Raw genomic sequence first — 20,262 nt, forward strand, 5'->3', positions numbered from 1 at the left:
CCAACCGACCGATGAAAAACCCGTTCTTCTGCTTGCTGACCGCCGCCTTGGCGATGATCGCCTCCGACGCGGCCGTGGCCGCCACCTTCAGTGTGCCCGGCTTCGTCCAGGAGACGATCTACCAGGGCAACGGCATGATCTCGATGCGCTTCGATTTCGCCGGGCGTTTGTGGGTCTGCGAAAAACAAGGACGGGTGCTCGTTTTCACGCCGACCTCGGAGACCGAATACGGACCTCCGGTGGTTTTCGCGGACCTCGTCTCACAGGTGAACACGAACGCCGAAAGCGGGATGACCGGGCTCACCCTCGATCCGGACTTCGAGCACAACCGCTACCTCTACGTGCTCTTCGCCACCGCCAGCGACCAGCGCATCCTGCGGCTGACCTCGAACGAGGACGGCACCGCCGTGGTGCCCGGTTCCGAGGTCGTCCTTCTCAGCGGCCTGCCGAACACCATCGGCGTCCACAAGGCCGGTGACATCGCCTTCCATCCGGACGATCCGCACAACCTCTACGTGATGATTGGCGACGACGGGAACCGCAACCTCGTCGGCGACCTCGATCTCTACAACGGCAAGATCCTCAAGATCAGCGCCTCGGACGGCAAGGGGCTGGCGACCAATCCCTACTACACCGGCGACGTCAATTCCGTGCGCTCGCGGGTCTGGTCGGCCCGCTACCGGAATCCGTTCCGCTTCACTTTCGATCCCGCCGCGCCGATCCCGGACGTCCTCTACATCTCGGAAAACGGCGACGGCACCGACCGCATCGCCCGCATCGAGAAAGGGGCCGACGGCGGATGGCCGGACCAGTTCACCAACGACTCGGGCGACGGCAAGCGCACCATCCTGCAGACGTCCTCGCCGTCGAAGACCGGGATCGCGATCCTCCGCAACGGACCGCTGTCGATCGGCGGCGCGCCCACGCTCTATCACGCCCGCCACAACAGCGAGGTGCGCCGCTGGACGCTGACCGGCGCGGGACTCGACACCTTGACACCGGTTCCCGCCGACGCGGGAGCGGCCTTCGCCGAAAACTTCGGCCACAACATCGCCAGCTTCACCGCCGGCCCGGACGGGGCGCTCTACTATACATCCAGTGACCAGGGTCCGGCCACCGGCACGGGCAGCCGGCTCGCCCGGATCCGCTTCATCGGCGGCACCCAGCCGGCCGCGGATTTCACGGCCAGCCCCGCTTCCGGGCAGTGGCCGCTGGAGGTGACCTTCACCGACACCTCGGCGGCACCCGACAGCAGCATCGCCTCGTGGTCCTGGAACTTCGGCGACGGCAGCAGCTCGACCGCGCAGGATCCGGTCCACACCTATGCCGGCCCCGGGGTCTACCCCGTCACCTTGACCGTCGCGAACACCGAGGGCCTCGAAGACACGAGTTCATCGACGGTCACCGCCTGGCACCAGACCCAGGTCACCTTCACCGGCCAGGTCCACGACGGCCGCGTCCTTCCGGCCGCCGGGCTCGCCGCCGCGACCGAGCTCCATTTCTATCAGAAGGACGGCATCACGCCGCTGGCCGTCACCGGTGGGACGGGTCCGGAGGGCAACGTGCTCGCCATCGCCGCGGGTGGTGAGATCGACCTGTCCTTTTCCGCGCAGGTCACCGGGGACGCGATGGTCGTTTCCGCCGGTGAGGCGCCGGGCGATGGCGTGGAGCCGGCCTTCGCCGGCGTCGCGCTGTCGACGACGGAACCGGACCAGGCCGCGGAAGCGGATTTCTTCCTGTCGGACACGATGCTGCGCGGCCGGATCGTCGACACCCTGGGCGTGCCGGCCCGGGTGGACCTGGGTGTTTCACGCGGCTCCGCCGGGAACTACTACGACTTCGGAGGCGGCCGGGACTTCCTCGCCGGGTCCGGCATCGCGGCCAGCGGCAACGACCACCGCGTGGTGCCCGATGTCCTCGGCTACTACCATGTACCGGTCCGCAGTGGTACCGGCAGCGTCACCTTCCACCTCGACACCACCGCCGACACGCTGACCGCCAGCCACGGCAAGGTGAAAGCCTCCGTCGCCGTCGGTGACGGGGAAAGCGTGGTGCAGGACCTCGTCATCGGCCTCTACCACGGCGGCACCGGCGAGGTCGACCTATCCGGCATTGCCGTGACCCCGGACGTCGATTTCGCGACCCAGATCGAGCCGATCCTCAGCGGCCTGTGCTCGGCTTGCCACAATGACATCGCGACCAACAGCTACGGGCTCGATCTCCAGGCCGGCACCGCCTACAGCGAGCTGGTCGACAAGGAGAGCGGCCAGGCGCCCGGCGTGATGCTCGTCCAGTCCGGATCGGCCGCGCGCAGCTACCTGATGGAAAAGCTCGGCGCCTCGCCGCCGCAGGTCGGCACCTCGATGCGTCCCGGCGATCCCATGGCAGCTGCCCAGCAGGCGCTGATCCGCGACTGGATCAACCAGCTCACGCCGCCCGATCCGGATGCGCCGCCGGAGATCGACAGCGCCCTCGCCAAGGCCGCCGTCGTCGGCACGCCGTTCAGCTACCAGATCACGGCGATCAACATTCCCACGGCATTCGGGGCGACGAACCTGCCCGCCGGCCTCGACCTCAACCCGGTCACCGGGGTGATCTCGGGAACGCCCACGGCGGACGGCACCGTCGAGACCATCATCACGGCAACCAACGCCAACGGCACCGACACCGAGACCCTCGTCTTTACGATCACGCCCGGTCCCCCGCCGGAGATCACCAGTCCGCTCGCCGTCACCGCGGCGGTGAACGTCGCCTTCTCCTACCTCATCGCCGCGGACCACAATCCGGTCAGCTTCACGGCCACCGGATTGCCCGCCGGCTTCTCGATCAATCCGGCGACCGGCGAGATCAGTGGAACCCCCGTGGAAACCGGATCGTCCACCGTGGCGATCACCGCGACCAACGCCAATGGCACCGACTCCGGGACGCTCGAGATTTCGTTCATTGCCAACCTCTCCGTCGGCCAACCGACCGCGACGTCGAGCGACATCAATGCCGGCAGCACCGGGGCGGCCGCGGTGGACCTCGACTTCAATGGCAGCCGCTGGGAATCGGTCCACGGCGTCGACCCGCAATGGATCGCCATCGACCTCGGCGCGGCCAAGGAGATCCACAGGGTGGTGCTGAAGTGGGAGAACGCCGCGGGCGAGGATTACCAGCTCCAGGTCGCCGATGATCCCGCCGGACCGTGGATCGACATGGTCGTGGTGACCGGCAACGCGGCAACCGGCGAAATCGTCTATGACAACCTCGGGTTCACCGGTCGCCACGTCCGGATGTACGGCACTAGTCGTACGACGCCCTATGGTTACTCGCTCTACAACTTCGAGGTCTGGGGCATGGATCTCGACGAGAGCGTCCTACCCCCGGTCATCACCAGCAGCCTCACCGCGAACGCGATCGTTGGCAGTCCGTTCAGCTACACCATCGCCGCCACCCGCAATCCGACCGCCTTCGCCGCCGGCGGGCTGCCCGACGGCCTGGAAGTCGACACCGCCACCGGCGAAATCCACGGCACGCCCGCGGCTCCCGGATCGAGCGATATCGCCATTTCCGCGACCAATGCCAACGGCACCGCCAACGCGACCCTGGTCCTCACGGTGACGACCGGCCCGCTTCCCGAGATCACCAGCGCCCTCGCCGCCAACGGCACGGTGGGCACCCCGTTCAACTACGGTATTTCCGCGACGAACGCCCCGGAGAGCTTCACCGCCAGCGGGCTGCCCGCCGGCCTCTCGCTGGACCCGGCGACCGGGGTGATCTCCGGCGTGCCCGGGGAGGCCTTCACGGGCGATGTCGCCATTACCGCGACCAATGCCCACGGCACGGCCACCGCGATGCTGGCCCTGGTCATCGCCCCGGACATCGTCAATCTCTCCGTCGGCCAGCCGACCGCGACCTCCAGCGACATCAATGCCGGCAGCACCGGGGCGGCTGCGGTCGACCTCGATTTCAACGGCAGCCGCTGGGAATCGGTCCATGGCGTCGACCCGCAATGGATGTCGATCGACCTGGGCGCCCCGAAATCGATCCGCAAGGTCGTGCTGAAATGGGAGTTCGCGGGCGGCAAGGACTACCTGCTCCAGGTGGCCGACGATCCCGCCGGCCCGTGGACCGACATGGTGACCGTGACCGGCAACACCACCACCGGCGTCGACCTCGTCTACGACAACCTCGATTTCACCGGCCGCCACGTGCGGATGTACGGCACGATTCGTACCACCGGCTATGGTTACTCGCTCTACAACTTCGAGGTGTGGGGAGGCGAGCCGCCGGCGGTATCGCCCTTCGATGCCTGGCGGCAGGAGAGCTTCGGTGAACTCGCCGGCGATCCCGAAGCCCTGTCGGAAGCCGACTTCGACCGCGATGGCCGGTCGAACCTCCTGGAGTTCGTCCTCGGCACGGACCCGGTCGTTTCCGGACCGGATCCCGGCTATGCCTCGGCGGTCGGGGAGAGCGGCCGCCTGGAGCTTTCCTTCAACCGGCCGCTCCAGATGGCGGGGGTCACCGTCACCGTCAGCGCCTCCGACTCGCTGCTCCCCGGAAGCTGGGAAGTCCTCGCCACCCGGGCCGGCGACACGGCCTGGACCGTGGCCCCCGGGGTGGCGGTCGCCGATCCCGGCACCGGCGCGGTGATCGTGACCGATTCCAAGGTGATTCCCGGCGTCCCGCCGCGGCGATTCCTGCGCCTCGGCGCGGAACTGACACCTTGAACCGGTCGGGACGGAGGGTCCCGCTCGAATGACATAAGTGGTTGAACCTGCGTCGGGAGCGGGCGGGTGATCGACCGCTTTTCACGGCTGCCTGAACATCCGGCCAAGACAAGTGAGACATTCGCCGCAACTCTTCGCAATGTTACGGTTTGCACTTGCGCCATCATCGGGATGATCTCCCTTTGATGGAGCCTGTCGACATGGTGCCCCCTCGCTCCTGCCCTCCCTTCCGGGGAGCCGGGCCATGGCGGGATTTCGCCGTCCACTGTGCCCGTTACCCAAGATACCCAATACCCAAGAAACTTGTAACCCATGAACCACCGGTCCATTCCCCACCTGTCGTTGCTCGGATTGATCTTCATTCCCCTCGACCTCGCCACCGCCGATTCGATCGATTCCGATGCTTCGGGAAACTGGAACGACACCGCCAGCTGGTCCACGGGGGTCGTTCCCCAGACCGGGGTGGGCGACACCGCCAACATCCTCACCGGGCACACCATCCTCTACACCGACAGCGCGCCCTTCGCCGGGTTGGATCAATCCAACGATTTCGGCGTGGGCAACGGCAACAGCGTCAACATCAACGGCGGCGTGCTCAGCCAGGCCCAGGACGGCTGGTGGGTGCGGATCGGCCACAAGGGGGCCGGAACGCTCAATATCAACGACGGCCGTTTCCATGTTACCAATGGCACCGGTGGCGGCACCAACCTCCAGGTCGGCGTCGAAGCCGGCGGCAACGGCACCATCAACGTCGGTGACGGCACCGGTGAGTTCGGCAGCGCCGTTCTCAACCTCCGCGACCGCATCGACGGCTCGCCCAACGGCGGGGCCTTCACCATGAACCTCGCCTACACCGCCGGTACGGTCGGGACCGTGACCATCAACGCCGAAGGGATCCTGGAAGGCGACCAGAAGACTTGGAACGGCACCACCGTGGCCCAGAACCCCCACATCCGGATCGGCCAGTCGACCTCCGACCTGCAGAGCGTCCTGACCGTGAATCCCGGCGGACAGTTCAATGCCCGCGGCAACGTCGAGATCGGTGCCGGGAACGGCGCGAAGGGGTTGCTCCATCTCACCGGGACCGACTCCCACATGGACATGACCGACGGTGAGCTCACCGTGGGCTTCACCGGCACCGGCGTGATGACGGTGGAGGAAGGCGCGATCTTTTCCCGCACCAACACCACCGAAGCCCGTTCCGACCTTTTCATCGGCCGGAATGGCACCGGCAACGGCACCCTCACCATCGCTTCCGGCGGGGAATTCCGCCGCGGGGCGGGCGGCAACGTCGGCGACATGCGCATCGGCTACGACGGGACCGGCGTGCTGAACGTCGAAACCGGCGGCCTCTACTACAACGAGTCCGGCAACTGGGATTGGCTCGGCCAGAATGGCGCGGCCAGCAGCGGGACTGTCAACGTGAACGGTGGCACCTACCAGATCGCCAGTGGCGCCAACCTGGTGATCGGCGGCAACGGCACGGGCACCTTCAACCATAACAGCGGCTCGACCAACGTCAGCGGCATCCGCGCCGGCGTGAACAGCGGCACCGGCCTGATCACCATCGCCGACGGGACCTTCAACGTGCGTGCCGGCATCTATCTCGGCGGTGACGGCGTTGCCAGCGCCGGCACCGGCTCAGGCACGGTGAACCAGAGCGGGGGAACGACCACCATCACCGGGGCCCTGGTCGTTGGCATCGCCGCCAACCACACCGGAGCCTACAACCTCAACGGCGGCACCGTGACCCACTCGACTTCGGACACCAGCGTCGGCGAATCGGGCAGCGGCACCCTCACCATCGCGGACGGCGCTTCGCTGAGCGAGACCACCACCGGGCAGTTCTTCGTCGGGCGCAACGAGGGCTCCAGCGGCATCCTCATGGTCAATGGCACGCTCACCAAGAGTGGCAGCACCAATGCCATCCGCGTCGGCAACGGCGACCCCAATGGCGTCGACAACACCACCGCCACCGGCCTGTTGGGAGGCACAGGATCGCTCTCCTCGGATGCGGGCGTCCGCATCGGCAGTCATGGCACCCTCACCGGCGGATCCACCGATGCGACCGGCGAGCTCGACATCACCGGTGACCTGGTCTTCTCGGCCTCCGGCAGCTACTCGTGCGACGTCGATGGCGCCGCCGCCGACCGCGTGAATGTCGACGGCAACCTCGACATCACCGGGGCGACCCTCGCGTTCGACGAGATTTCCGCGCCGAGCGGGGAAAGTTACGTGATCGCCAGCTACACCGGCACGCTCACCGGTAGCTTCGCCGCGAGCGGCACGCCGGCCGGCTACGAGGTCCAGTACGACGGCGATGCCAAGCAGATCCTGTTGGTGCAGGCGACGCCCAGCACCAGCTTCGCCGATTGGGCCGGCAACAACGGTCTGTCGGGCGACCCCGCCGACGACTTCGATGACGACGGCCTGAGCGACGCGGTCGAATTCGTTCTCGGCACCGATCCGAAAGCCTCCAACGGCAGCGCCACCATGGTTTCCGCGCCCGGCACCGACCTGGTCTTCACCTTCAACCGCGATCACGATTCGCTGACACCGGACGTCTCGGTCGATATCGAGGTCGGCACCAACCTCGTGGATTGGCCGGATGTCTACCATGTCGGTCCCGTCGGCGGACCCTCTGCAACGGAAGTCGAAACGGTCGACAACGGCGACCACGACACGATCACGCTGACCGTTCCGCGCGATTCGGATGCGGCGAAGTTCGCCCGGCTGCGCGTCACGGTGACACCTTGACCCGATCCACGCCCTTCAACGGCCGTGGGAGCAGCGATCCCGCTCCCACGGCCGGTTGCCTTTTCCCTCCTCATGAACCATCCAGCACTCCCCGTCTTCCTGGTCGCCGGGCTTCTCACCGCGAATGCCCGGGCCCTCGATTACGAGAAGGATGTGATGCCGATCTTCGAGGCGAAGTGCTACGATTGCCATAGCGCGAAATCGAAGAAGGTGAAGGGCGGCCTGCGGCTCGACGATCCGGAGGGCTTTTTCAAGCGCTTCGCCAAGAATGACGTGGTCATCCCCGGCGACTGGGATGCCAGCTATCTGTTTGTCACGATCACCAAGCCTCGCGAGGAGAAGCACGCCATGCCACCCGAGGACCGGGGCGACCCGCTCACCCCGGAGGAAATCACCACCGTGGCCAAGTGGATCCACGAAGGGGCCCGCATCGGCCGCGAGCGCGGGGACAAGGGCAGCAAGGACAGGGACCCCGAAAAGGTCCTCAGATTCAAGGACGGCGTCCTGGTGACCGAGACGCTGGAAGAGGAGGCCCCGCCGGAAGTTCCCGCGGCACCCCTGGAGTGGACCAACCGCGAGGGCCGGAAGATCATCGCCACCTTCAGGGGCCTCGAGGATGGCAAGGTTCACCTCGAGCTGGAGAACGGCAACGATGCGTTCTACCCCCTCGACAAGCTCTCCGACGAAAGCCAGGCGGTGATCCGGGAGCTGGCCGCTGGCCCGACCGGTTGAGTCGCAGGGTGGGGATACGTCACCCGTTGGGTTGCAGTCGGCGCGGGAAGGAAGTCCGGCGGAGGGCTCGCTTCAGATATCACCACCGGGCTCACGGCCCGGACGCGGTGATCGCCGTGAGGTAGGGCGACATCGACGGATGCTTCCGCCGGTAGCCACCGACCAGGCGGCCGATTTTCCGTGCGACCTGTCGGCAGATTAAATAATCAGCAATTATTAATCATGTCGTCGCGCGAAAATTCGGAGTGGTTCTATGGCTCCGCGGAAGGGGAGAGGGTGGGGCCGGTCAGCATCGGGGAACTCAGCCGGTTGGCCGGCCAGGGCAAGGTGGGTCCCAAGACCCTGGTTTGGAGCTTCGGCTATCCCGATTGGATTCCCGCGGAGCAGATCGGGGATCTTCTGATGGCGGCCCGCGATGCAGTGCCCGCCAATCCGGTGCCCACCACGGTGCCCGCGGCGGAAGGGCCACCCTCCACGGAGGAGACTGGGGTTGGTGCCGCTGCGACGGAAGAGGGCGCGGCCGTCGATTGCCAGGTGATCAAGCCGAGGAAGGGGTCGTTCGTGTTCCCGCGGATCGTCCTGGGACTTGCCGTCTGTTTGCTGTTAGGCGGGGTGACGGCCGGCGTCCTCATTTCGATGAAGATGGCGCCGTGGCCCGGCCTGGCAGTCTTCGCGGCCGGCGTCGTGCTGGCGGTGGCCGGCAGTTTCGTCGCCTACCGGAAGGAGTCCTATGAAATCCAATCGTCCCGCTTGTTCTGCCATCGCGGCGGCCTGGTGAGCGACCAGACGACCGAGCTCGAGATCCGCAACATCACCCACGTGAAGCTCAAGCTGCCGTGGTTGCGCTACAAGATCTTCGGGGTTGGCAACCTCAGCGTCGAAACCGCGGGCAATGCCCAGCCGGTGGTGATGCGGGCCATCCGCGGGCCGGAGGCAGTGTATGCCGGGCTGCAGGAGCGGATGAAGGGAAACGGCTACGACCTGACCCGGCGGGAGCTGTTGCACGAGGAGCAGCCGGCGGTGATCGGCGCCTTGGCCGAATGCTTCGGTATGGCCGGCGGCGGCGCGGTGGCGATCGCTTACATCAGCGCCATCTTCCTGGGCGCGAGCGAGGCCGCCAAGTCGCCGGTCATCGACACGCTGGCGTTGGCGGGGATCGGCCTCGCCGGTTTGATCCTGGTTGCTTCGGTCGTCGTCCACTTCCTCGATCTCCGGCGGCGCAGTTACCGGGTGTTCAACGATGTGGTCGTTTACGACGAGGGCTTTCTCACCCGCCACCATGCCTTCATCCCCTACGAGAACATCGCGGATTCCAACACCCGGTGCTCCTTCCTCGACCGCCTGCTCGGGCTCTTCGACGTCCAGGTGAGTTGCCAGGGCAGCGGCCGGGAGATCAAGTTCCGCCGCCTCCGCAACGGCGTGGCGCTCTCCGCGGCGATCGATCACCTGGTGGTGCTCGCCCGCGGGAAGCAAAAGCCCGCGGCCTCCGGCAACAGCCTGTCGTCCGCGCGGCGAGCCCGCCGGGGCGAACCCGACCCGGTACCGGCGGGTGAAGCGATGGTGGCGGAACTGCGGATGCACGCCGGGCGCACGCTGGTGCCCCTGATGCTGTTGTTGCCGCTGTTCCCGATCTGGATCGCGGCGATGATCCAGGCTGTCATCCGCGTGGCATGCACCCAGTACTCGGTGCGGCCCGGATCGGTGCGCCACTCGTTCCGCTTCCTCACGGTGAACGACCGCGAGTTCGCGTATGACAAGATCACCGGCGTGGTGATCAGCAGGAACCCGTGGGACCGCCTGTTCGGAACGCTTACGGTGAGGTTCTGGTCGCTCGGCTCCGGACAGTCGCTGGAGTTCAGCCACGTGCATGCCGCGCAGTTCGACGTCGAGGCGCTGTTGCGGCAGGCCGGCATCCCGGCGCCGTCGCCCGCGCCCCATGAAGCCAAGGCTGCCTTCAGCGTGTTCGCCTGGCTGCGCGGCGGCCTCAAGCACCTGCCGTCGCTCGCCTTGATGGCTGCCGGCATCGTGGTTGCCGCGGAGCAGGTCGATCGCATCCTTTACTCCCTCCTCGTGCTGCCGGCCTCGATTGCCATGGGTGCCTGCATCGTCGCCAAGCTCCGCGCATCGCGCCAACGGCTGCTTTTCCACGACCATTTCGTCGAGGCCGAACAAGGCGTGTTTGCCAAGCGCCACTTCCTGGCCCGCTACGGCAACATCAAGCGACTCAAGGTGACCCGCTACCCCGGCGGCGAAACGGGTGATCTCGAGGTTTTCGTTGCGGGGGAAGAAGTCCAGCAGCAGGCCGACAAGGGCGACAAGAACGGGTCGGTCAAGATCACCCGACCCTGCTCGTTTACCAGCCGCTTTCTCCCTGATGTCAGCGGGACCGGCTTGTTGCTCGACGACATTTTGGATGGTCGCGCCGATCCCACGCCACGGGCCGTCTCCGCCGAGCCGCTCGAACTCCTGCTGGAGTCCAAGCGGGCGGTCGGCAATGCCGTGGTGAAACTCATCCTGCTGAGCATCCTGCTGCTTCCCCTGGTGGTGCTGTTGCCGCTCACCATCCCGCTCACCGTGTGGCGGGTGAAGCGGTGGCGCTATCGGGTGGACCCTTCCCGCGTGGTGGCGGCCTGGGGGATCTTCTACCGCAGCGAATCGAGCATCCTGCTCGACCGCGTTGACAGCTTGCAGCAGAGCCAGGGTCCGGTGAACAAGCTGTTCCGGAATGGCAATGTCACCCTGATGACCGCGGGCAGCAGCAAGCCGGACCTGAAACTTCCCGATGCATCCTCATTCCCGGACCTCTACCGGACCATCCGCGAACTGGCCCGGTGAGTCCCGGGGCCAGCCGCAGGGTCAGGCGTCCCGCCGGGTCCTGGACAGGTCCTGTCGCGAACGGCGGCAGGTGACCTAGTAAAGGGCGGCCGGGGATTTCCCATGACCCTGGCCACGACGGTAAGAGTGATCAGCGCGATCCCGGCGAGCGAAACGGCATCCTTGAGGTAGGTCGCGGCCGTTACCGAAAGGCTGATGCCGGTCAGCGTCGCCAGATAGGCCGCCACACACAGCGGGCACTTGGGTGTCAGGACGAGCAGGATTGCGCCCATCAGGAAACCCGTGCCCTGTGCGGCCTTGGCCTTGCCGGGTGCCAGGCGATGTCTCGTGCAACAGGCGGGACCTTTCATGCTTCCGGTCCGCAGGTGGTTCCACGGCAATCCGCGATCGCATGGTCCGCGGGATCATATTCGTCGTGCCGGCGCCACAGGACGCCCGGCTCGTTGCGGCCCTTCGGCGCCCGGTCGAGCCAGGGGTACATGCCCCACAGGGCGTCCAAGCCGCGGGCGTAGGTCGAGTAGCAATGGTGGATGACACCGCCTTCCAGCACGAAGCTGCTGAGGCCCGGACGCTCGCGGGTGAAAGTCGCGGCGTCGGTTCCCGTGGCGGCGGCGATGTCGGCAAGCGGGGTGCCTTCCATCCCGTCGGCCGGCCACGCCGGCTCGCGGCGGTAGTTGTAGTCGACCTCTCCCTCGAGCTGCTGGTGTCCGCTGAAGGCGACATTGAAGTCCGCGTTGAAATCGCCGCCGGACGACGAGGCCCAGGGGAAGGACCATCCCATCCGCCGCCGGAACGCTGCCAATTTCGGATAGGGGGCTCGGGACACGGCCCAGAGCATGACGTCGTGATGGGCCAGGTGCACGGCGATGCCATTGAAGCCGTCCGCGATGCCGGAGCACGACGGGCAGCCGGCGTCGAAGTCAGGACCGAACATGAAATGATAAACCAGCAGCTGCGAGCGGCCTTGGAAGAGGTCGCCGAGGGAGAGCTCCCCCTGCTCGCCTTCGAACCGGTAGTCCTTTTCAACCGGCACCCACGGCAAGTTCCGCCGTTGCCGTGCGAGCTCGTCGCCGAGCCGGGTATGTTCCTTTTCGGCCTTGAGCAGTTCGAGCCTTGCCGCCAACCATTCTTCGCGTGATCCGATCGGGTGTTGTTTCATGGGATAGCTTGTTCCGAGTTCTTGCTTTTTCGCTGAAGACGGCCGCACCGGGCGCCGCCGGAAACGAGATACCCTTTCGCCGGTGCGGGCGTGAGTGACATCGGTGGCGCGATTCCTTCCATGAAACCGTTGATCACCGCCGCTGCCCGCGCCCTCGCCGCCGGTGATCCCCTGCGGGCCCTGAATCTGGTCGCCTTGAACGACGAAGCGCCCGCTCTCGCCTTGCGCGGCATTGCCTTGGCGCAGCTCGGCGATCTCGGGCGGGCGCGGCAGCTGTTGAGGCGGGCCGCGCGGGCCTTCGGCAAAGGAGATGTCGTCGCCCGGGCGCGCTGTGTGGTCGCGGAAGCGGAGATCGCCCTGGCGACGCGTGACCTCGGCGGATCGCCCGCGGTGTTGGACTCCGCCCGCGCCGAACTTGCCGGCTGCGGTGATGTTGCCAACGCGGCGCATGCGGCCCATCTCCAGGCCCGCCGGTTTTTGCTCTTCGGCCGGCTCGACGAGGCGGAAGGAATCCTTGCCGCGATCGATCCGGGGGAGCTGCCTTTTTCCCATCGGGCCACCCACGAGCTGGTCGCGGCGGGGATCGCGATGCGGCGCCTGCGGACGACCGCGGCGCGTTCCGCCTTGATGAGGGCGTCGGACGCGGCGGGCCGGTCCGGCATCGCGGCCCTGCAGGCGGAGGTGGTCGGGGCGGCCCGGCTCCTCGACAGCCCCGCGGCGCGCACGGTCCGCCGCGGCGGGGAGACCCTGGTCACCCTCGATGCCGTCGCGGACCTCTTCGCGTCGGACGAGCTCATCGTCGATGCCTGTCGCCGCGTGGTGCGGAGGGGGCGGGTGGTGGTGCCCTTGGCCGCGCGGCCGGTGTTGTTCGCGCTGGCGCGGACGCTCTCCCGGCAGTGGCCCGGCGAGGCCACCCGGGAACAGCTCGTCGCGGAGGCTTTCGGGGCAAGATCCGCCGACGACTCGCATCGCGCGAGGCTGCGGGTTGAGATCGGACGTCTGCGCAAGCTCCTGGGAAAGCTGGCGCGGGTCGATGCCACCCGGCGGGGCTTCCGGATGGATCCCGGGCCGGACAGGGAAGTCACGGTCCTCGCCTGGCCGGCCGATGAAGAGCACGGGGCGGTGCTCGCCTTCCTCGCCGACGGCGAGGCCTGGTCGAGTTCGGCCCTCGCGCTCGCGCTGGGCGTCAGCCAACGCACCGTCCAACGTTCCCTCGACGCCTTGTCGGAGGCGGGGAAGGTCCAGTGGTTCGGCCGCGGCCGCGCGCGGCGATGGATCACGCCTTCGGTGCCGGGATTCGCGACAATCTTGTTACTCCCGACGCCCGTTCCCGGCTGCTAGGTTCGCGCCATGAAACAATCGAATGCCGAGGTCATCCGCGAGTTCGGACCTTTTCCGGGATCGGGGAAGGTCCACGGGGTCAGCTATGACGGTGAAGCCGTGTGGTGGGCGTCGGGCGAGAAGCTCAACGCGCTCGATCCGCGCGACGGCGAGATCCTCCGCTCGATCGAGGTGCCTGCCCACGCCGGCACGGCGTTCGACGGCCGCCATCTCTATCAGATTGCCGACGGCAGGATCCGGAAGATCGATCCCGGAACCGGCGAGGTTCTGGGATCGATCCCGGCGCCGAGCACCGAGGGAAACTCCGGATTGGCCTGGGCCGAGGGCAGCCTCTGGGTCGGGCAGGCCGGCGCCAAACGGATCCATCAGGTCGATCCAGGGAGCGGGGAGATCCTGCGCACGCTCGAGTCCGACCGCCTTGTCACCGGCGTGACCTGGGTCGACGGCGAGTTGTGGCACGGCACCTGGGAGGAGGGGGACATCAGTGACCTGCGACGCATCGATCCCGAATCCGGCGAGGTCCACGAGTCGCTGGCAATGCCCGGCGGAATGGGAGTATCGGGCCTCGAGTCGGATGGAGGCGATCGCTTCTTCTGCGGGGGCGGGAGCAGTGGCAAGCTCCGGGTTGTTCGCCGACCGCGGCGCGACCCGTGAGTCCGGCTTCCACGGGCCCACTCGGGGCAATCGCCCTCGGCGCGACATGGCGGCGGTTTGACTCTTTCCCGGGATTCCGTCAGACAGCGTTCCCATGCGCCCCTTGTTCACGAAACTCTGCGTGTTGCTGCTGACCTTGCCCGCGTGGGGCGGTGACCGGGATCACGCGTTCGACGGAAGCATGTCCGAGACGGTGCTCCGCAACTACCTCTCGCGGGCGATGACGATGATGGAGTCGCTCCAGGACGGCAGCGACAACGCCGAGAACATCCGGATGTTCACCGGCTGCGGCGGGAAGTTCTTCGGCCGTGGCGTCTATCTCTGGGGCGGCGAGTCGCGGCTTCCGGCGAAGCTGGAGGAGGCGAAGCTCAAGATCGAAGGGCTTCACGAAGCGGATCCCGACATCATCGTCCAGGCCTGCATTTTCGAGATCATCAGCAAGGACGTCGACCGGATTCCGGTTCCCGCCTGGGCCTTCGAGGACCTCGGCCTGCCCGTTGAGACGCGGAATTTCCGCTACGACGACATCATCTATGCCGACGGGAGCGGCCGGAAATGGAACGACCGAGCCCAGGTCCCCGATGTCAGCCGTCCCGAAACGAAGTTGTGGTTCCAGTTCCTCGCCCGCAGCTACATCGACATCGGTTGTGAGGCGATCCACATCGGACAGGTCGAACTGATGGACGGCCACGACCCCGACCTCGCGCATTGGAGCGAGGTGCTGGAGCGGATGCGCGGCTACGCCAGGTCGCGCGCCCGCCGGCATTTCCTCGTCCTCGACGCCCATGTACCGGGCGGCGGGTTCCTCAAGGACGGGAAGCTGTTGCTGGATTTCCATTCCTTCCCGGCACGGGTCAAGGAGGACCCGGGCCAGCCGAAGACCGGTACGCTGGAAGTCGGCCACACCGACGCCCTCTACGGCCGCAGCAAGGGCGGCATCACCCCCAGCGGCTGGCGCTGCGATCACCTCCCGTACCTCGTCGAGCTCGACAACTACGGCAGCAGTCGTAGCCCGGGCGAACCGGGCCAGGGGCAATTCTGGGTCTGGGGTTGGGATGAGATCACCTGGTTCTCGCAGTTGCCGGCGAAGGACCGCGACGCGTGGCTGCGCCACGCCTGGTCCTGGGTCCGGACCCACGACCCGGAGGGCTACCTGCAGATGCCGGGCGCCCGCATGATCAGCCGCGCTCCCGATGGCAAGCGGGTCTACCGCGCCAACAACCCCGGCGATGCCTGTCCCGATGGATACGGTCAGGAGGACACCATCCGGGAGATCTGGGCGATGGACGGGAGCCCCGGTCCGGCAGGGGCGGATTAGGGAAGTGCCACCTCCACCTGGACGAACCATCGCGGCGCGGTGGCCGGGTTCACCGGTTCGTCGATCACCACCCGCTGCCAGCCGGTGCCGATCGGGGTCACGGTCATCGTTCCCGTCAGCGGCACGGCGGATCCCGCTCCGAGTGTGCTGGTTTTCCGCGCCTGATAGATGAGCCCGCTCGCGAGGCGCTCCACGTATTCCACGCGGATGTAGGTCTCCCCGGCGACCTCGACCAGGCGCACCGATGGCAGGCCCGAGCTGCCGCCCGGTGCCATCGTCCCGGCGTCCGGGCCGGTCAGGTCCATGTTGAAGGCATCCTTGAGGATGTTTTCCACCCCGTCGCCGAAGGGTGTTGCCTCCGGGTCGGCGTCCGCACCCGTCAATCCAGCGGCCGCGATCCGTGAGGCAAGGTCGGCTACCGTGACCTCGAGCCCGGTGCTGTCCACGCCGCCGTTGTCGTCGGTCACGGTCAGCGTCACGACGGTGGTTCCCGCGGGCAGGCTCACCTCCGGGTTTTCACCCGCGGCCGATCCGCCGGACCAGCTCCATGCCCAGGACACGATCGTTCCATCCGCGTCCGTCGAGTCGCCCGCATCCAACATCACCGACCCCAGCTCCGCGTTCAGGAGAGTGAAGGTGGCCGCGGCGATCGGGTCCTTGTTTGCGGGCAAGACCTCGATCTCCAACAGCGCGTCGGCAGCGGCGCCTTCGAGGTCCGTGACCCGCACCGTCCACTGGTTGATCCCGGTGTCGCCGGCGGCCGGGGAGCCTGACAATCCGCCGTCCTCCGCCACCGTCAGCCACTCCGGGCCCGAGGTCCTGCTGAAAACCAATACCTCGCCCTCGTCGGGGTCGGACGCGTCGCCGGCGAGTGTGCCCGCGATCGGCATCCCGGCGGTCACCGCCGGCTTGGTCACGGTCCCGGCGTTCCAGGCCGGCGGGTTGTTCGGCGGATCGAGCCGCTCGATGACCAGCCCGGTCAGGCAGCCACGATTCGACCCGTTGCGGACTTCTCCCGTGATCGTGCAGGTCGACCCGGTGGTTTCAACGACCCAGTAGTTGCCCCTGACCACGCCCGGTTCGATTTTCGTCCAGTAGCTCCCGTGGGCGGCGAGGTTCGCGTGGATCGTTCCCCAGGCATCCGCGGTGGTGTTGCCGTTGCCGCCGAGCGCCCAGCTTCCGTTCACGTTGAAATTCACGATCCCGCAGGCGCTGCCGCTACCCTGGTTCTGGTCGGTGGCGAAAAGCCCGTAGACCCGGTAGCGCTCGAAGGGAATGTCCGAAAGGGTCACCAGCACTCCCTTGTTGTCGCCGTTCGAGCCGTCGCCGTCGTCGAGGTACCCCGTCGCCAGGCGGTGCTCGTCATCGGAGACGCCGTCGTTGTTCGACCAGAGCACCGAGGAGTGCCACGTCATGCTGGCGCCGCTGCCCAGGCCGGAGCTGTTCACCAGGCTTCCGAGCGTGCCGCTGGCACCGGCCACTTCGTTCCAGTCGCTGCTGCCTGCCGCCGTGGGTCCGATCAGCTGGCCGCCGGCGAAGGCTTCGCTGCCATCGCGGCCGAAGTTGATCCGGATCTCGCCGCCGGGTTCGACCACGGTTGCCGTCGTGAAATGCCACAGCTTGCCGGGCAGGGTCGTCGATCCGGTGATCGTGTCGACCCGCCAGAAGTACTCGGTGTCGTCGGTTAGATCGGCCAGTAGGACTGGGTCCGGGACGTTCCCGGCGAACTCGGGCGAGGCCTGGTTCGCGGCGAGGACGGCCGCGGCGTCCGTGCCGAGGTAGACATCGTGGGTCACCGCGGTGGCGCCGGGTGTCCACGACAGCCTCGGGTCCGTGACCGCAGTCTGGCCGTCCTGAGGGACCGGTGCCTCCGCCCCGCCGCCGTCGCGGATGATCTCCAGTTCGGCCTGCGAAAGCGCCCGGTTGTAGATCCGCACCTCGTCGATCATCCCGTCGAAATGACGCGAGCCGCTGTTCGGGTCGTAGCCGATGTAGGTCGTGCCGAAGGCTTCCGGCAAGTGGCTTCCGGGGTTGACCGCCGACACCATCCCGGAGCCGTCGTCCATGTAGATCCTTCCCTGGTCGGGCTCGATCACCAGCGCGACGAAGGTCCAGACGTCCGCCGGCGGGACCAGGCCGGAGTTCCAACCCCACTTGCTGCCGTTCCAGTGGTAGCGGAGTTCCGTGCCATCACCGATGTTCAAGCCGGCGGCACCGCCGCTGCGGCAAAAGATGATTCCCGCCCAGGGGTTCTGGGTGTCGCCCTGGCGGATCCACGCCGTCATCGTCACCGTGGCCGTCCCCACTGAAACGCCGTCCGCCTTCACCTGGTCGTCGATGCCGTCCAGATCGAGTGCGTTGCCATGAGCGCCCGCGGTGCCGGCGGTGGCGAAATCGGTGTTCTCGACGGTGCAGTCATGGTCGAACAGCGAGGCGTCGTCGGCATCGCTGCCGGTCGTCTCGTCCAGCTTGAGATACAACCTCAGCTCGTCGTTGGGACGCACGTCGACCACCACCGCGCCGGTGGCCGTCTTGCCCGCGGTGTCGGTGATGGTGTAGAGAAAGTGGTCGCCGCCCGTGAAGCCGGCGGGCGCCACGTAGACCAGCTCGTCGCCGGAACGGGTCACCGTTCCGCCCTGCCACGAGACCGGCTCGAAGCCGGTCAGGCTGATCGCCTGGCCGTTCGCGTCGTGGTCGTTGGTCATCACGTCGAAGCCCGTCGAGCTGTCCGCGGTTTGCACGAACACGCCCGCATCCAGGGCCGCGAAGGGCGGGAGTTCCACGGCGGTGAAGGTGCCTTCGTCGTCCAGGATGCCGCCCGCGCTGACCCGCGAATTCCGGTGGTTGAAAACCCGGTAGGCCTCGCAGCTGCTGAAGCGGGCCGGCTGGTTCCCGCCCATCAGGCCCTTGCCTTCCGGGCTCCCCCCGATGAAATGCCCGCAGTCCCAGTTGTGGCCCATCTCATGCCGGAACACGACGTCGAACTTCCCGTTGCCGTCGCTGCCGTTCACCGAGTAGCCGCTGGAGCCTCCGACCACTCCGACCCAGGCCAGGCCGCCGCCGATCTTGGTCGGCGATGCCCCGCACACGAGATCGGGATCCGTGTCGGTGTGGTTCGTGTTCCACTCCGCGCGCAGCGCGCTCAGGTAGTCGCCGCCGTTCAGGCCGGCGTAGGGATCCTGGGAGGCGTCGGCCCGCACGATGACCCGGCCCAGATACGGTCTCAGTAGTACGTCGCGCAAGTAGATCGCCCGCACCAGGCAGACGCTGTACTCGACCTGCTCCAGCGCCTTCAGCTCGCTGCTGCCGGCGGTGGTGAAGTAATCGTGGTCGACGTCCACCCCCAGCTCGTAGCCGTAGGTCGTCGTCCCCGCCTGGCCCGGCGCCACCGTCGGGGCCGCCGGGAACTGGTATTCCCGGAAGCTGCCGTAGTCCAAGGCCCGGGTCTGGAAAACGGTGCTGCCCAGCGTGAACCAGCTGGCCCCGCGATCGAAGTAGACCGCGCCGCGGAACTGCCCGTTGTCCTGGAGGATTCCGCAGGAGACCGCCCCGGGATGCTCGTCCACCGTACCGATGTAGGACCGCTCGCCGCCCGGCGTCACCGGGTTGTAGCCCCCGGTGGCATTCTGGGACAGCAGCTCGAAGTTCGGGCTTCTCAGGGGCTCGAGCTTGAGCTGCATCGTGATCGTCTCGCCGTTGTAGGTGACCGTCTGGGTCACGGTGTCCGGCGCGGCAGCGGACCAGAGGGTCGTCGCAACCAAGGCGGCGACCGCCAGCAGGGCTTTCATGGGCGGCAGGGATTCGGGTTGGTGGAAGGCTCCCGGAGAGGTGCCTGTCTAGCGTCGGGGAACTAGATGAAATGGCACGAAAAAACAATAAATTAGCTCAAAAGATAATTCTGCGCTCCGCTTTCTGCCCTCCGCCGCCGGGACGAACTGCCTTCCCCCAAAAAAAACGGCCGCAGGTGGGTGACTGCGGCCGGAGATAGGGTGGATGGCTTCGGCTGTCCCGGATCGAGGCGATTCAGACGGGATGGGGCGGGTTATTTTTTGCTCCGCCTGCGGCCCTGCCCGGGCGGCGGATCCGGGTCGGCCCCCTTGGGAGGTGCCTTCTTGCCAGCTCGCTTGCGGCTGCTTCCCGAGCTTCCCGGTGACGACGAGGGCTTGCGCGTGCCGCGGCGCGTGACGGCGGCTTTCGGAGCGGGCGATCCGATGATTACGTCAGGGCCGGCCACCGTCGGCGGCGGGGGCGAAGACCCCACCGTTTGCGCGAGCTTTTCGCTCCGTCGTTTCTTCCACACAAACTGGATGTCATGGGAGTCCTGGTGGTTCCGGTTTTCTTCGGCGCGCCACACGGGGAGCTTGCCGGTGGCCACGATCACCAGGGTGGTGAGGGCTCCGCCGGCCCATTGGTAGGAGCCCGGGAGGTGATCCGAGAAATAGAGGCTCGGACCCCCAATGCCAAGGGTCCGGAGGGCGAGGGACAAGCCCTGGTGGCTGAGGCTACCGATGAGGGAACTGGATTCTTTTTGGGTCATGGCAGTTTTATTTTTGGGGTTGTTCCACCTCGGGGGCGGTTGCCGGTCGAAGTCCCGCCTCGCGATGCAGATCAGGCCATCATGACCCCAGGTTAGGCCGGAACCGATGATATTTCGGGCTTGGAAGGGAACCTCGCCGAATGGATCGGATCCAATCCAGCGGGTGTTCTGATTGTAACTACCCGGTTTCATCCAGGTGATTGCCTGCAGACCGTAG

Annotated in this window: 10 protein-coding genes; 7 read left to right on the plus strand and 3 right to left on the minus strand. The window is 66.9% G+C overall.

The window, feature by feature from the left end:
* Positions 1–11: 11 nt before the first annotated feature.
* The 4 genes from IG178_RS12135 (at position 12) to IG178_RS12150 (ending at position 11,036) form a co-directional block, all read left to right on the plus strand.
* On the plus strand, positions 12–4,712 hold the full coding sequence (locus IG178_RS12135; protein ID WP_193212822.1) for a putative Ig domain-containing protein: 4,701 nt from the start codon (positions 12–14) through the stop codon (positions 4,710–4,712).
* Positions 4,713–5,024: 312 nt separating this feature from the next.
* The gene (locus tag IG178_RS12140) at positions 5,025–7,469 is read left to right on the plus strand and encodes an autotransporter outer membrane beta-barrel domain-containing protein (protein ID WP_193212823.1); all 2,445 of its coding nucleotides are present in this window, start codon (positions 5,025–5,027) and stop codon (positions 7,467–7,469) included.
* A 72-nt stretch (positions 7,470–7,541) separates the two neighbouring features.
* Positions 7,542–8,201 carry a c-type cytochrome domain-containing protein gene (locus IG178_RS12145; protein WP_193212824.1) on the plus strand — a complete coding sequence of 220 codons (660 nt, stop codon included), beginning with the start codon at positions 7,542–7,544 and terminating at the stop codon, positions 8,199–8,201.
* A 222-nt stretch (positions 8,202–8,423) separates the two neighbouring features.
* On the plus strand, positions 8,424–11,036 hold the full coding sequence (locus IG178_RS12150; RefSeq protein ID WP_193212825.1) for a PH domain-containing protein: 2,613 nt from the start codon (positions 8,424–8,426) through the stop codon (positions 11,034–11,036).
* 346 nt (positions 11,037–11,382) lie between these two features.
* Here the strand turns inward: IG178_RS12150 and IG178_RS12155 are convergent, their stop codons facing one another.
* Positions 11,383–12,195 carry a DUF899 domain-containing protein gene (locus tag IG178_RS12155; RefSeq protein ID WP_193212826.1) on the minus strand — a complete coding sequence of 271 codons (813 nt, stop codon included), beginning with the start codon at positions 12,193–12,195 and terminating at the stop codon, positions 11,383–11,385.
* Between the two features lie 120 nt (positions 12,196–12,315).
* Between IG178_RS12155 and IG178_RS12160 the strand changes: the two genes are divergently transcribed.
* The 3 genes from IG178_RS12160 (at position 12,316) to IG178_RS12170 (ending at position 15,508) form a co-directional block, all read left to right on the plus strand.
* The gene (locus IG178_RS12160) at positions 12,316–13,536 is read left to right on the plus strand and encodes a helix-turn-helix domain-containing protein (protein ID WP_193212827.1); all 1,221 of its coding nucleotides are present in this window, start codon (positions 12,316–12,318) and stop codon (positions 13,534–13,536) included.
* Positions 13,537–13,545: 9 nt separating this feature from the next.
* Positions 13,546–14,190, plus strand: a complete 645-nt coding sequence (locus IG178_RS12165; protein WP_193212828.1) for a Vgb family protein — start codon at positions 13,546–13,548, stop codon at positions 14,188–14,190.
* Between the two features lie 94 nt (positions 14,191–14,284).
* Complete coding sequence (locus tag IG178_RS12170; RefSeq protein ID WP_193212829.1) at positions 14,285–15,508, plus strand: hypothetical protein; 1,224 nt, start codon at positions 14,285–14,287, stop codon at positions 15,506–15,508.
* On the opposite strand, the gene IG178_RS12175 is transcribed toward IG178_RS12170, so the two are convergent.
* Both IG178_RS12175 and IG178_RS12180 read right to left on the minus strand, forming a co-directional pair.
* Entirely contained in the window at positions 15,505–19,296 is a 3,792-nt protein-coding gene (locus IG178_RS12175) for a LamG-like jellyroll fold domain-containing protein (RefSeq protein ID WP_193212830.1), read from the minus strand. The genes IG178_RS12170 and IG178_RS12175 overlap by 4 nt on opposite strands.
* A gap of 254 nt (positions 19,297–19,550) precedes the next feature.
* A complete protein-coding gene (locus IG178_RS12180) occupies positions 19,551–20,045 on the minus strand; it encodes a hypothetical protein (protein WP_193212831.1) in 495 nt (164 codons plus the stop codon).
* Positions 20,046–20,262: the final 217 nt, after the last annotated feature.

The sequence above is a fragment of the Neoluteolibacter marinus genome (assembly GCF_014904755.1).
Classification (GTDB): domain Bacteria; phylum Verrucomicrobiota; class Verrucomicrobiia; order Verrucomicrobiales; family Akkermansiaceae; genus Haloferula; species Haloferula marina.